At 63.9% G+C, this 14,474-nt stretch carries 12 protein-coding genes; 3 read left to right on the plus strand and 9 right to left on the minus strand.

Features of this window, described 5'->3' with window-relative positions; all coding sequences use genetic code 11:
- Positions 1-314: 314 nt before the first annotated feature.
- A complete protein-coding gene (locus L867_RS0108950) occupies positions 315-1,868 on the plus strand; it encodes a D-aminopeptidase (RefSeq protein WP_028736561.1) in 1,554 nt (517 codons plus the stop codon).
- Between the two features lie 157 nt (positions 1,869-2,025).
- Here the strand turns inward: L867_RS0108950 and L867_RS0108955 are convergent, their stop codons facing one another.
- The 5 genes from L867_RS0108955 to L867_RS0108975 are packed head-to-tail and all read right to left on the minus strand — an operon-like array spanning position 2,026 to position 7,992.
- A complete protein-coding gene (locus tag L867_RS0108955) occupies positions 2,026-3,540 on the minus strand; it encodes an ABC transporter substrate-binding protein (RefSeq protein WP_028736562.1) in 1,515 nt (504 codons plus the stop codon).
- A gap of 41 nt (positions 3,541-3,581) precedes the next feature.
- On the minus strand, positions 3,582-5,264 hold the full coding sequence (locus L867_RS0108960) for a dipeptide ABC transporter ATP-binding protein (protein ID WP_028736563.1): 1,683 nt from the start codon (positions 5,262-5,264) through the stop codon (positions 3,582-3,584).
- Positions 5,261-6,115, minus strand: a complete 855-nt coding sequence (locus tag L867_RS0108965; RefSeq protein ID WP_028736564.1) for an ABC transporter permease — start codon at positions 6,113-6,115, stop codon at positions 5,261-5,263. Before L867_RS0108965 ends, L867_RS0108960 begins: the two co-directional genes overlap by 4 nt.
- Positions 6,112-7,050, minus strand: coding sequence for an ABC transporter permease (locus L867_RS0108970; protein ID WP_028736565.1), 939 nt, complete (start codon positions 7,048-7,050; stop codon positions 6,112-6,114). Before L867_RS0108970 ends, L867_RS0108965 begins: the two co-directional genes overlap by 4 nt.
- Positions 7,051-7,101: 51 nt before the next feature.
- The gene (locus tag L867_RS0108975; protein ID WP_028736566.1) at positions 7,102-7,992 is read right to left on the minus strand and encodes a proline iminopeptidase-family hydrolase; all 891 of its coding nucleotides are present in this window, start codon (positions 7,990-7,992) and stop codon (positions 7,102-7,104) included.
- A 130-nt stretch (positions 7,993-8,122) separates the two neighbouring features.
- Here L867_RS0108975 and L867_RS0108980 point away from each other — a divergent pair, with 130 nt between their 5' ends.
- Together L867_RS0108980 and L867_RS0108985 are read left to right on the plus strand one after the other, a co-directional pair.
- Positions 8,123-8,881 carry a LuxR family transcriptional regulator gene (locus L867_RS0108980; RefSeq protein ID WP_028736567.1) on the plus strand — a complete coding sequence of 253 codons (759 nt, stop codon included), beginning with the start codon at positions 8,123-8,125 and terminating at the stop codon, positions 8,879-8,881.
- 91 nt (positions 8,882-8,972) lie between these two features.
- A complete protein-coding gene (locus tag L867_RS0108985) occupies positions 8,973-9,878 on the plus strand; it encodes a proline iminopeptidase-family hydrolase (RefSeq protein WP_028736568.1) in 906 nt (301 codons plus the stop codon).
- Between the two features lie 18 nt (positions 9,879-9,896).
- On the opposite strand, the gene L867_RS0108990 is transcribed toward L867_RS0108985, so the two are convergent.
- The 4 genes from L867_RS0108990 to L867_RS0109005 all read right to left on the minus strand — a co-directional run bounded on the left by L867_RS0108990 (position 9,897) and on the right by L867_RS0109005 (position 14,304).
- A complete protein-coding gene (locus L867_RS0108990) occupies positions 9,897-11,492 on the minus strand; it encodes a GMC family oxidoreductase (RefSeq protein ID WP_028736569.1) in 1,596 nt (531 codons plus the stop codon).
- Between the two features lie 73 nt (positions 11,493-11,565).
- Positions 11,566-12,369 (minus strand): ABC transporter ATP-binding protein, encoded by an 804-nt coding sequence (locus L867_RS0108995; RefSeq protein WP_028736570.1) that lies wholly within the window; start codon positions 12,367-12,369, stop codon positions 11,566-11,568.
- Between the two features lie 13 nt (positions 12,370-12,382).
- A complete protein-coding gene (locus L867_RS0109000) occupies positions 12,383-13,183 on the minus strand; it encodes an ABC transporter permease (protein ID WP_028736571.1) in 801 nt (266 codons plus the stop codon).
- Between the two features lie 131 nt (positions 13,184-13,314).
- Positions 13,315-14,304 carry an ABC transporter substrate-binding protein gene (locus tag L867_RS0109005; RefSeq protein WP_028736572.1) on the minus strand — a complete coding sequence of 330 codons (990 nt, stop codon included), beginning with the start codon at positions 14,302-14,304 and terminating at the stop codon, positions 13,315-13,317.
- Positions 14,305-14,474: the final 170 nt, after the last annotated feature.

Below are 14,474 nucleotides of genomic sequence, written 5' to 3' on the forward strand. Positions count from 1 at the left end.
GAAATTCGGCGAGCCCTTGTTGCGTTTTCGGGCCTCGTTTGCGCAGCCCTCGCCGACCAGAAACGCAGCGGCACACGATTCCCCTCTCGGGCGATTCCGGCGACTTCGCGCTCGACGAAACGGCCCTCCGACGGGTCCATGTCCGATCCGGCTCCCCGCCATTCAGCCCCACCCCACAAATTCGCGATGCCGCGCCCGCCAGCCATGCAGATTTCGGGGGGCAGCGCCAATATCGTCCTTGCCTGCGGCAAGCCGATGAAATCTTATCGCCTTCCCACCTTCCGGCTCTTCAACAGGCAAGCGCACGACACATCATGACCAGCATCGATCTCTCCGGCCTCGAACGAGAACTTCACGCCATACCGCTCAAATCGAAAGGCCCCGGCGGGGTCGTCGGCGTGGTCAAGGACGGTCAGGTGATCATGCGGCAGGCCTGGGGCTTCGCCGACCTGAAGAACCGGCGCCCGATGACCACCGAAACCCTGCTGCCGATCTGCTCGATCAGCAAGCAGTTCACCTGCGCAGCGCTTCTGGATCTCGCCGGGTCGCTGGAAGAGCTGGACGCTCGCCTGGCCGACGTGCTTCCCGCCCTCGAGGGCCGGCGGCCGAGCGTGGCCGAACTCTGCCACAACCAGTCGGGCCTTCGCGACTACTGGGCACTGACCGTTCTGCACGGCGCCGATGCCGAAGGAGTGTTCCGCCGCGAGGACGCCAGCGAGCTGTTTCGCCGCATGCGCAGCACGCATTTCGAGCCGGGCAGTCGCTATTCCTATTCCAACGGCAATTTCCGCATCCTCTCCGACCTGATCGAGGATCTGGCCGGCGCTCCGCTGACAGAAGTGTACCGTTCCCGGATCTTCGACCCGGCCGGCATGCCGACGGCCGCCCTGATCCCCGACACGTCCAAGACCGAGACCGTCGGCTACGAGGGCAATGATGCAGTCGGCTTCTTCCCCGCGACCAACCGCATACACTGGACTGGCGATGCCGGGATCCTGGCTTCGCTCGATGACATGCTGGCCTGGGAGAGCTTCATCGACCGCACCCGCGACGAGCCAAACGGCCTCTACCGCCGCCTGTCGGCGCCGCAGACCTTCTCAGACGGAAACCCGGCGCCCTACGGTTTTGGCCTGTCGCACGGCAAGGTCGGCGAGATCGCCACGACCGGCCATGGTGGGGCGCTGCGCGGCTTCCGCTGCCACCGGCTGCACGCGGCCTCCGAGCGCCTCTCCGTGGTGGTGATGTTCAACCACGAGGCCGACGCCCACGGCAGGGCCGTCCGGCTGATGAAGACGGCCCTCGGGCAAGCCGCTGCGCCTGTGACTGGCCAGGAAGCCGGTCCCGACTGGGCCGGCCGTTACCTCGATCCGGAAACCGGCCTGCTGGTCACCGTGGCGAAGAGCCATCGCGGCATCAGCCTGCGCTTCGCCGGGGCCTCCGACGCGCTGACGCTTAGCGACGACGGCATCGCCCGGTCCGACGCCGTGGAGCTGTCGCGCGATGGCGACGTCGTGCGCATGCAGCGGCCAAGGGAGAATCTCGACATCTCCGCCACCCGCCTGTCCGGCGATGCGAAGGGCGACATCGCCGGACGCTTCGTCTCGGCGGAGCTGGATGCCGCGCTGGAGATCGTAGGGACGGGCAGCGCATTCTACGGCGCCTGCGACGGTTTCCTCGGCAAGGGCGAGATGATGCCGCTCTATCCCGTCGCCGAAGACATCTGGACCATGTCCTGCCGCCGCTCGATGGATGCTCCGGCACCCGGAGACTGGACGGTCCAGGTGAGGCGGGATGCTTCCGGCGCGGTCAGCGGCTTTACGCTCGGATGCTGGCTGGCCCGCAAGATCGAATACGTCAGGACCGCCTGAGAGGCCGCCCACGTCGCAACTACTCACGAAAGAATGCCCGCCTGCGGCAACTGCATTGCAGTCCCGGCAGGCGGGCAGTCGGTCGGGGGTGGATCTATCCCGGAGCCCTGTCAGTCCGACCGGTGCCGCCCCGATCGGGGCAGCACCGGCCGTCAGCTCAGTTCTTCACCGTGTCTTCGAGGAAGAAGCGGCCGAGCGGGTTCTGGTCGAAGTTCTCGATGCCCTTGCGGGTCACGTTGATATAGGGGCTGTAGTAGAGATCGATCCAGTGGACGTCGTCCTTCGCCATCTTCTGGATGTCGGTATACATGGCCTCGCGCTTGGCCGGATCCATCTCGATGCGCGCCGCGGCGACCAGATCCTTCACCTTGTCGTTCTTGTAGCGCGTCATGTAGTTCATGTTGGAGTCATGGCCGAGCACGAAGGTCGTCTTCTGGTCCGGGTCGAGAATGTCGTTGGTCCAGTACATGACCGACAGGTCGTAGTCGCCGGCCACCAGCATGTCCCAGGTCTGGCTCGGATCCATCTTCTGCAGGTTGACGGTGATGCCCGCCTTCAGCAGTTGCTGCTGCAGGAGAACGGCGATCTGTTCGTCGACCTCGTTGCCGGCATTGACCAGATAGCTGAGCGTCAGGCCTGACGCGCCGGCCTGCTCGAGCAGGGTCTTGGCCTTGTCCGGATCATAGGGGCGCTGCATGTTGTCGGCGAAGTGATAGAGGGCGCCCTTCGGAACATAGGAATTGGCGACCTCGCCGAAGCCGAAGGTCACCGCATCGACCACCGCCTTCTTGTCGATCGCCAGGTCGAGCGCCTCGCGCACTTCCTTCTTGGCCAGCGCACCATGCTCGTGGTTGATCAGCAGGTGATCCTCGCGGGTGGAGGTGTCCAGGTGAACGGTGAGGTTCGGATCCTTCTTCAGCTCCTCGACGCGGGAGAACGGGACGAAGATCGCCGCATCGAGTTCGCCCGCCTGCACGTTCAGCATGCGGGTATTGTCGTCGGGAACGGAGATCCATTCGACGCCGTCGAGATTGACGCGGTCGGCCTGCCAGAAATTCGGGTTCTTCTCCAGGATGACCCGGTCGCCGCGGCGCCATTCCTTGACGATAAAGGCGCCCGAGGAAGCGGTCGGCAGTTCCCCGAAGGCATCCTCGCCGGCCTCGACCGCCTTCTTCGACAGGATGGAGACATTGGGCAGCGCCAGGGCCGAAAGGAAGGGAGCGGACTGGGTCTTGAGCTTGACGACCAGCGTGCGATCATCGGCGGCTTCTGCGGTATCCACCACCTTGTAGGAATCGCTCCACAGCGAACCTTCGTTGTCGCGGATGCGCAGCAGGCTGAAGGCCGCGTCTTCCGCCGTGATCGGCGAACCGTCGGAGAACTTCGCGTCGCGGATCTTGAAAGTATAGGTGAGACCGTCGTCGGAGACCGTCCAGCTCTCGGCGAGACCCGGCTCCAGCTTGGTGCCGGTCTTGTCGACCCTAATCAGCACGTCGAAGACGTTGGAGAAAACCCAGTTGTCGACGTTCTGCGCCGTCTTGATCGGATCGAAGGTCGTCGAATCCTCGCGGCGGCCGATGGTCAGAACGCCCGCCGCTTCCGCAAGACTGGCGCCCAGGGACAGGGAGGTCATGACCGTGACCAGCCCGATTTTCATCCATTTCTTCTTCATGCTCTTGTTCCCTTTTTTGGTGGTTTGGTTGGTCGAAGGCGTCAGGCGGCAGACGACATTCCCGGTGGGACGACAGCCAGAAGCGGCTTGTCCGGGTCGATGTCGGGAATGGCGCCGATGAGGGCTGCGGTATAGGCATGCCTGGGGTTGGCGAAGACCTCGGTCGAAAGCCCCTCTTCGACGATCTCGCCGCGATACATCACGACGACGCGGTCGCAGAGATTGCGCACGATGGCGAGGTCATGGGCGATGAAGAGCAGCGTCAGCGACATCTTCTCCTTCAGCTCACGAAAGAGGTCGATGATCTGCGCCTGAATGGTGACGTCCAGAGCCGCGACGCACTCGTCGGCGATGACGAGGCGCGGATCGATCGCCAGCGCCCGCGCAATGCCGGCGCGTTGGCACTGTCCGCCGCTCATGCTGCGCGGCTTGCGGTCGACAAACTCCCGTTCGAGACCAACGAGGTCGAGCAGTTCGCCAATGCGGACGGGAATGCTCGCCGGGTCCTTTCCGTGGACCTTGAGCACCTCGCCCAGCATCTGACCGACCGTCAGGCGCGGGTTCAGCGCGTTGAGCGGATCCTGGAAGACCATGGCCGCCTCGCGCCGGAGCTTCGCGAGCGCCACCCGCGAATTCTGCGCGAGATCGGCGCCGTCGAAGGTGACGTGGCCCGACGACAGCGGCGTCAGGCCGAGAATGGCGCGCGCAAGCGTGCTCTTGCCGCTGCCCGATTCCCCGACGATGCCGACGGTCTCGCCGGGCATGACCCGGAGGCTCACGCCCTTGACCGCGCTGACCGTCTTGGCGCCGGCCTTGAACAGGCCGCCGCCGACAGCAAAGCGCACATGCAGATCGTCGATTTCCAGAAGCGGGCGAACGGGCGTCCCGGCCGCCGTCGCGGGTGCGTGGGCGGGTGTCGGGCCTGGATGATCGGGAAGCGAGGGATGGCTGGCGATCAGGGCCCTGGTATAGGGGTGCTGCGGCGCGGACAGGATCGCCCGCTTGTTGCCCTGCTCGACGAGCTGCCCCTGGCGCATCACGGCGATGCGGTCGCAGGTCTGGGCGACGATGCCGAGATCGTGGGTAATCAGGATGATCGACAGGCCCCGGCTTTCGCGCAGGCTCATCAGCAGTTTGAGGATCTGCGCCTGGATGGTCACGTCCAGCGCCGTCGTCGGTTCGTCGGCGATCAGGATCTTCGGATTGCACGACAGCGCGGCGCCGATCATGGCGCGCTGGCGCATGCCGCCGGAGAACTCGTGCGGGTAGCTGTCATACTGGCGGGCCGGATCGGGAAAACCCACCTGCGCCAGGATCTCGGTGGCGGCCGCGCGGGCCTCGCGCGTGTTCATTCCCTCGTGGAAGCGCAAACCCTCGGCGATCTGGTCGCCGATCCGCATGACCGGGTCGAGATGGCTGGTCGGGTTCTGGAAGATCATGCCGATCTCGCGTCCGCGCACTTTCAGCATCTCCGCCTCGCTGGCGCCGATCAGATCGCGCCCCTCGAGCAGAACGGAGCCGCTCTCGACGGCAAGGCTCGGCGAGGGCAGAAGGCCGACCATCGACCGGCAGAGCAGGCTCTTGCCGGATCCGCTCTCGCCGACCAGCCCGAGCACCTCGCCCTTGTTGAGATCGAGCGACACGCCGTCGATCAGCGTGCGCGCCGCATCGCCCAGATGCGCCCTGACCACCAGATCCCGCACGGAAAGCATCGGCGCGCTCATTCGTGAACTCCCAGAAGATCGCCAAGCGCATCGCCGAGCAGGCTGAAACCGAAAGCGAGCACGACGATGGACAGTCCGGGGAAGAGCGTGATCCACCAGGCGGTGGTGACGAAGGCCTGGCCCTCGGCGACCATGATGCCCCATTCGGCGAGCGGCGGCTGGACCCCGAGGCCGAGATAGCTGATGGCCGCGCCATTGAGCAGCACAAGCACGGCATCGGACATGACGAAGACGAGCGAACCGGCAACCGCATTGGGCAGCAGGTGACGGAACATGATGCGCATCCGGCTATAGCCGAGGCTGACGGCGGCGACCGCATAGTCGCTGTTCTTCAAGACGAGAATCTGCGCGCGCACCAGCCGGGCATAGGAAACCCAGCCGACCAGCGCCATGGCGATATAGAAGCTGCCGAGGCCCGGGCCAAGGATGGCGATGATCGACAGCATCAGGACGAGGAACGGGAAGGCCAGGATGATGTCGATCAGGCGCATGAAGATGATGTCGACGATGCCACCGAAAAAGCCGGCGACCGTGCCGGCGATCGTGCCGATCAGGAAGGGGAAGATGACGCCGATTACTGCGATCTGCAGATCGATCCGGGTGCCCCAGATGACGCGGGAGAGAATGTCCCGACCGAAATTGTCGGTGCCGAAGGGGTGCAGCAGCGAGGGCGCCTGCAATCGCGCATCGGCGACTTGCGAGATCGGATCGTAGGGAGCGATCAGGGGCGCGGCAACGGCGAGGAAGACGAAGAAGGCGAGGATGCCGGCGCCGGCGACGAGCGTCAGGCGCTTGCCGAAAAAGCGGCGCCAGTGGACGGCGAAGGACGGGGCGAAGGTTTGGGCGCTCATAGCTTCACCCTCGGATCGGCGGCCACCGTGACGATGTCGGCCAGGAAGTTGACGAGCACGGTTGCGCAGGCAAAGACCATGGCGACGCCCTGCACCACCATATAGTCGCGCGAGAAGATGGCCCGCACCAGCAATTGCCCCATCCCGGGAAGGGCAAAGACGCTTTCGATCACCACCGTGCCGCCGATCAGCCAGCCAATGTTGACGGCGAGCAGGTTGATGGTGGGAACGAGCGAGTTCGGCACGACATGGCGCCAGAAGACGATGCTCTCCGGCATGCCGCGGGCGCGGGCAGCCGTCGCGACATCGGATTTCAGTCCCTGCACCATGGCGGCGCGCAGGCTGCGCGTCAAAACCGTCGACAGCGACAGGGCGACGGTCAGGCCCGGAAGCGCGAGATGCCAGAGCTTGTCGCCGAGGCTGTTGCCATAGCCCGATACCGGGAAGACGCCGAGCTTGACGCTGAAAAGGATGATCAGCATCAGCGCCAGCCAGAAGGGCGGAAAGCCGATGCCGAGCGTCGAGACGACGCGCACCGCGTGATCGGGAACGCCGCCCTGGTTGCGGGCCGCCAGCGCCGCCATCGGCACGGCGATCAGCACCGCCAGCAGGACGCTCACCACAACCAGGGCCAGCGTCGGCTCGATGCGTGTCGCGATCAGTTTCAGCACGTCGATCTTGTAGAGGATCGACTTGCCCATCTCGCCACGGCCGAGATTTTCCAGGAAGTAGAAATATTGCAGCCACAGCGGTTCATCGAGGCCATATTGGGCGCGGATCTTGGCGATCGCCGTCGGCGTCGCGCGCGTGCCCAAGAGCACCCGCGCCGGGTCGCCGGGAATGAGGCGCACGAGAATGAACGTGATGACACTGATCCCGAAAAGCACGGGCAGGAACTGCAGCGGACGATAGAGAACGAACTTATAGCGATGCATGGCAGATGCGATCTCTCCTTGCCGAATTCAGTCTTGGGAGGATGAACGCCATCAGCTTGCCCTGTTGCGCGCGAGAAATCCGGTGAGCACCGGATAATATTCCTCGGGATTTTCGTAGAACGGCATGTGGCTCGCATTGCGGATCACCTTGAGCTCGGCACCGGGCAAGGCGATCTTCATGCGCAGCGCGCAGGCCGGGGTCAGTTCGTCGTGCTCGCCCACCGTGATCAGCACCGGAACCTTGATCTTCGGCAGGTCGGGGATCCGGTTCCAGTCCTTGAGATTGCCGGTGTAGAGAAACTCGTTCGGTCCCTGCATGGTCACATAGGGCCCCATGTTCCAGTCGTCGAGCGAGCGTTTGACGGGCGCCGGCCATTCCGGCAGGCGGCAGACATGGCGGTAGTTGAGGATGGTGACGGCGGCCATGTATTCGGGATGGTCGAAACTACCCTCGGCCTCGTGCTTCTGCATCATCGCGACCGTCTCGGACCCGAGCGCCGCGCGCAGCCGTTCCAGCTCGACGACGAGATGGGGCATGTCGGCAACGGTATCCTCAAGGATCAGCGTCGCCAGGTTTTCCGGATAGGTCAGCGCATAGTCGATGGCGAGCCAGCCGCCCCAGGAATGGCCGAGCATGTGGACCTTGCCGAGGCCGAGCGCCTTTCTGACGGTCTCCGTTTCCTCCACATAACGACCGATGGTCCACAGGGCTTCGTCCTCCGGCCGGTCCGAGGCGCCGGTGCCGAGCTGGTCGAAGGCGACGACGCGGTAGCCTTGATCCACCAGGCAGGAATGGGCCTCCCGCAGATAGTCGCAGGGCAGGCCCGGACCGCCGTTGAGGCAGAAGATCGTCTCCGCGCCACTGCCGAAGCTATAGGCAATCACCCGACGACCGTCGACATCGACCTCGATGCGTGCGTCCGGCTCCATCTCTCGCCACATATGCCCGTCCCTGCCCTCGAATTCCCATGCCCAACATTTGAGCATGGCTAATTTTTAACGGAATGACGGGTCCACACCAGCTATAAGAAGTGATAGGTTGCCCGGATCGGGATGCTTGCCGGAGCAAGAAATGCTGGACGAAATTGCGGTCCTCAGGGAGAGGTTTTCCGCCGCCGAAACGGTGGACGGCAGCGTCGACCAGATGTACGAGACCGCGAGGCAGCTCGGTTTCGATGCCCTCATTTACGACTATACGCCGGTGCCCTTCGACTACAACGGCGACATCATGCTCCCCTCACTGCTGAAGCTGCGCAACATCGCCGACGATATGCCCGACTACTGGTTCAATCGCGGCTATTTCCGCATCGACCCGGTGCAGCGGCTCGCGTGCCGCACCACCGTGCCCTTCTTCTGGAACTACGATCCGGACGCGGCAACGCTGATCAGCCGGTTCATGACCGAGGAGACCGGGCCGGTTGCCCACTATCTGCGGGAGCGGGACATGTCGCGCGGCATCACCGTACCAGTGCACACGCCGCGCGGCGACTATGCGACCGTCACCGCCGTGCATTTCGGCCGGGGCGGCGACTTCTCCCGCGAGGCGCAGCACCATATCGCCGAGTTCAGCCTTGCCGCACAGGTCTTCCACGAAGCCGCCTATGCGATGTTCGACGCCGGCGCGCGCAGCGTCTCCACCGCGCGCCTGACGGAGCGGGAAAGCGAATGCCTGCGTTATTCGGCGGAAGGCTATTCGGCCAAGGAAATCTCCCGCATCATCGACCGATCGGTGCCGACCGTCGTCATGCACCTGAACGCCGCCGCCAAGAAGCTCGGCGCCAGGAACCGCACCCAGGCGGTCGTGCTCGCCAGTCATTACCGCCTGCTGTAAGGCCGGGCGCACCCTATAACTTCTGATAGCTGCCGGCCGCACTTCCGCTCCGCTATGGTCTCGCGACCCAAGCCGACGAAGGGAGATGCCCATGACCGACCTGAATGCCACCGAAGGCTATCTGCCGTTTCGCGACTACCGCACCTGGTATCGCATCACCGGCTCGCTGGATTCGCAGAGGCTGCCGCTCGTCGTCGCCCATGGCGGTCCGGGCTGCACCCATGACTACGTCGATTCCTTCAAGCATATCAGCGCCCTCGACGGCCGCGCGGTGATCCACTACGACCAGCTCGGCAACGGCAACTCGACCCGCCTTCCCGACAAGGGTCCGGACTTCTGGACCGTGGAGCTCTTTCTCGAGGAACTCGACGCGCTGCTAGCCCATCTGGGCATCCAGGACCGCTACGCCTTTCTCGGCCAGTCCTGGGGCGGCATGCTGGGCGCCGAGCACGCCGTGCGCCGCCCGGCCGGCCTGAAGGCGCTGGTCATCGCCAATTCGCCGGCCAACATGAAGACCTGGGTGGAAGAGGCAAACCGCCTCAGGCGCGAACTGCCGCAGGATGTGCAGGATACCCTCACCCGCCACGAGACGGCCGGGACCCTGACCGACCCGGACTATATCGCCGCCTCGCGCGTCTTCTACGACCGCCACGTCTGCCGTGTCGTTCCCTGGCCGCCAGAGGTATCGCGCACCTTCGCCATCATGGACGAGGACAATACCGTCTATCGCAACATGAATGGCCCGACCGAATTTCACGTCATCGGTACGATGAAGGACTGGACCATCGAGGACCGCCTCCCCCTCATCGAGGCCCCCACCCTGCTCATCTCGGGGCGATACGACGAAGCGACGCCGGAAGTGGTTCGCCCCTATGTCGAACGCGTGCCCGGCTGCCGCTGGATGGTCTTCGAGCAATCGAGCCACATGCCGCATGTCGAGGAACAGGAGGCCTGTCTCAAGGCGGTGTCGGAGTTTCTGAAACCGCTCGACGACTGACGGCGGCGGCGGGAGCCGTCACAAGATCCTTTCCGCCGCCATCTGCCCGATCATCATCGCCGGTGCGTTGGTATTGCCACCGATGAGGGTCGGCATGATCGAAGCGTCCGCGACCCTCAGATTGGCAAAGCCGCGAACCTTGAGTTCCTTCGGATCGACGACGGCCATCGCATCCGTTCCCATTTTTGCCGTGCCGACCGGATGATAGACGGTCAGGGCCTCGGCCCTCAGATAGGCGAGGATCTCGTCATCCGTGTTGACATCCGGACCCGGCAGGATTTCCGGGCCGCGAATGTCCCCGAAGACCGGTGAGGAGAGGATCGCGCGGGCGACCTTGATGCCCTCGACGAGGGTCAGGGCGTCGTGTTCGTCGCTGAAAAAGCGATGGTCGATCGCCACGTTCCGGCGGCTCCCATCGCGCACCAGCGCCAGTTCGCCAATGCTGCGCGGCCGCAGAACGCAGGTATGGACCGCATAGCCATGGCCGTATTCGACCAGCCGGCCGCGGTGGCTGCGATAGCCGGGAACGAAATGGAACTGGATGTCGGCTATGTCGCCCGCATATTTCGTTTTGGCGAAGCCGCCGGCTTCCACGTAGTTGGTGCTCAGCATTCCCTTGCGGCGGGCGAAATACTGGAACGGTGCCGCCAGCATGGCCGGCAGGTTGGCGACCGAAAGGCCCAGCGTCTTCGTGCTCGCGGAACGTACCGTGATCATGCCGTCGACATGGTCGCGCAGGTTCTTGCCGACGCCGGGCACGTCCGCGACAGGGGCGATGCCGGCGGCTTTCAGCTCTGCCGCCGGGCCGATACCGGAGGCAAGCAGGATGCGCGGCGAACCGATCGCCCCGGCGCTCAACACGACTTCAGCCCGGCAGATGAGGCGCCGCGGGGCTCCGTCCTTGACGATGTTGACGGCACGCACATGGCCACCCTCGCTCTCGAGGTCGACAACCTCGGTGCCCGACATGATCGTCAGGTTCGTCCGGCCAAGGACCGGACGAACGAAAGCGGTAAAGGCCGAGAAGCGCGCGCCTCGGTCCTGGGTCACATTGTAGATGCCAAGGCCGAACTGGCTCTGGCCATTGAAGTCGCGGTTTTCGGGCAGGCCGGCATTCTTTCCGGCCTCCACCCACATCCTCGACACGGCGTTCGGGTCGCGCGGATTGTCGACCAGCAGCTCGCCGTCAAAGCCGTGATAGGCGGAATCCTGCGAGAGCAGGTTTTTCTCCAACGCCTTGAAGGTCGGCAGGACATCGGCATAGGACCAGCCATCGCAGCCGAGTGCGGCCCAATCGTCGTAGTCCTGGGCCGCGCCGCGGATATAGACCATGGAGTTGATGGTGCTCGAACCGCCGAGCGCCTTGCCGCGGTTGACCGGAATGCGGCGGCCATTGAGATGCGGCTGGGGCACGCCGACATAGCCATAGTCGTATTTCGGATTGCCGTAGAGCGACAGGATGCCGGCGGGCACCCGCACCTGCATGCTGTCATCGCTGCCGCCCGCCTCGATCAGGCAGACGCGGTTGGCGGGATCCGCGCTCAGCCGGTTGGCAAGAACACAGCCGGCCGAACCGGCCCCGATGACGATGTAGTCGAACTCCGCATTTTCCAAGCTCTTGCCCTCGTACCGTGCGATTGCGTGACGACCCCTTGCCGCGGCCCTGGGCCGCGGCAGGCCTGTGTCGTCAGTGATCCTCGTCCTCGTCGTTCTTCAGAAGCTCAAGGATCTCCCGCTTCATGGCGATGAAGTCCGGCTCCATCACCAGGTCCATGCTGCGCGGTCGGGGAATGTCGACGCGGATCTCCTTCTTGATCTGGCCTGGACGGCCCGACATGACGAAGACTCGGTCGGCGAGCAGGATGGCCTCGTCGATATCGTGGGTGACGAACAGCACGGTCTTCTTCGTGTGGTCCCAGACCTTCAGCAGCAGCTTCTGCATGCTGTGGCGGGTCTGGCTGTCGAGCGCGCCGAAAGGTTCGTCCATCAGCAGCACTTCCGGGTCATTGGCCAGCGCGCGGGCGATCGCCACGCGCTGTTTCATGCCGCCGGAAAGCTGGGACGGATAATGGTTGGCAAACTTCGCCAGACCGACTTCGGTCAGGAAGTGATTGACGATGTCCTTGCGCGCGGCCGGGGCTATACCCTTGCGTTTGGGGCCATATTCGACGTTCTGCGCGACCGTCAGCCAGGGAAACAGTGTGTAGGCCTGGAATACCATGCCCCGGTCGGGGCCGGGTTCGGTCACCGGCTTGCCACCGACCTTGATCATGCCGTCCGTGCGATCCTCGAGGCCGGCGATGAGATAAAGCAGGCTCGACTTGCCGCAGCCGGACGGACCGACGATGACGCAGAACTCGTTGCGCTCGACATGAAAGGAGATGCCATCCAGAGCCAGGACGGCATTGTCGCCCTTGCCGTAGCGCAGCACCACATTGTCGATATCGATGTCGGAGCTGATGGGATTGGTCGAAATGTTCAACACGGACATTACAGGGAATTCCTCAATTGGCCCAGGGGGCGGCCACACGGCGAACGATGCGGAACAACTGATCGGTGAAAAGACCGAGGATGCCGATCATCGCGATCGCCATGAAGATGACGTCGACCTGGAAGCCGCGCATGGCTTTCAGCGAGATGTAGCCGAGGCCGCTGCGGGCGGCGACAAGCTCCGCCACGACGAGATAGGTCCAGGCCCAGCCCATCGTCACGCGCAGGACGTCGAGCACGTTGGGCAGCGTCGCCGGCAGGACGATATGAAAGACCGTATCGACACGGCGCGTGCCAAGCGTGTAGGCGGCATTGACCAGATCGCGCGGCACGCCCCGGGCACTGTCGGCGATCATCACCAACTGCTGGAAGAAGATGCCGAAGATGATGACGGCGACGCGCTGCTCGATGCCGATGCCGATCCACAGGATGAACAAGGGCACGAACGAGGTCACCGGCAGGTAGCGGATGAAGTTGACCAGTGGATCCAGAAAGGCCTGGACGATCCGGTAGGTCCCCATGGTCAGGCCGAGCGGCACGGCGACCAGGCTGGATACGACAAAGCCGATCAGCACCACCTGGACACTGGCGAGCATGTGTTCCCACAGGCTGCCGTCGGCGGCCATCTTGATGGTCGTCATGAAGACGGCCTCGGGCCGGGGCAGGAACATCTCCTTCACCACACCCGAATAGGTGAGCGCGAACCAGCCCGCGATCACCAGCACCCAGACGAGAACGCTGAGCGTGACGGCGAGACCACGCGGAATGGCGCGGAAGGGCGTACGGATGGATTTAAGCAGGGATTGATCGCTCACGGGGCGTGCTCCGCTCCTTCGGTTGACCGACAGCACCGGCCGGGGAAGGAATGACAAGGATATTCGGCGGGCGGACGGGTCCACCTCGGCCGGATGATGGGGGCGCCTTGAGCCGGCGCCCCGCTTGACCGTTACTTTGCGTCGACGAAGGTGGTGTCGACCAGGTCGGCGAACTTGATATCCATCTTGAGCTTGCCGAAGCTGCCCCAGATTTCGGTGCCGAGCTTGATCAGCTTGCCGGCCTCGCCCTCGTCGCCGCCCTTGAAGAACTCGGCATTGCGGTCCTTGCCGTAGAAATTGACGCCCTTGGCAGACGAGGCGAATTCCTTGGGGTCCTCGAGCCAGCCGCCGACGCCCTTGGCCATGACTTCATAGGCCTTTTCCTGGTCCGACTTGATGAACTCGTTGGCCTTGTAGAGGCCCTTCACCAGCGCATCGACGTCCTTCGGGTTCTTGGCGATATAGTCGCAGTTCAGCGCCACGACATCGACGATCGCGCCGGGGGTCTTGGACGAGTCGATGAAAACCTGGCCCTTGTCCGCCTGTTTGGCGAGCGTCAGGTGCGGCTCCCAGGTGACGGCGACGGGAATACGGTCGGCCATGAAGGCGGCGGCCGCGTCATCGGCGGTCATATTGGTGATCTTGACGTCCGCTTCGGTCAGGCCGGCCTGCTTGAGCAGGATGTTGAACCAGAACTGCGAGACCGAACCTTCGTTCATCGCCACTTCCATGCCCTTGATGTCGGCAAGGCTCTTGACCTCCTTCGGCGCCAGCACGCCATCGCCGCCATGGCTGTCGTCGAGGGCGTAGACGGCCTTGAAGCACACGTCGGAGGAGCGGTATTTCATGATTTCGTCAATGGTCGACGCGCTGCCATCCAGCTCGCCGGCGGCGGCCGCCGCCATGTACATCGACGATTCCTCGATGATCTCGAGCGTCACGTCGAGGCCGTTTTCCTTGAAGTAGCCCATGTCGCGGGCGAGGAAGAGCGGGCCGTAACCGACCCAGGTGGTCATGCCGAGTTTCATTGTGCCGGCTTCCGCAGACGAAGCAGAGGCAGCCAGCATGGCAACCCCAGCTGCCAGTGCGGCCTTCCGAAGCTTGGAAAATGTCTTAGTCATGGCGTTCCCTTTTTTGTTCTGAGGTGCGATCGGGGGGCCTCTCTGCCAACAGAGAATTGGATCGATGGCCGCGAACTGGCAGCGCCCGCCCGTTTCCCGTCGGCTTGCCGGCCGATGAAAAAAGGAAACCACGCTTCATTCGTCGGAAAAATAAGCATTTTCGGTGAAGC

Source organism: Paenirhizobium selenitireducens ATCC BAA-1503 (assembly GCF_000518785.1).
Lineage (GTDB): Bacteria > Pseudomonadota > Alphaproteobacteria > Rhizobiales > Rhizobiaceae > Allorhizobium > Allorhizobium selenitireducens.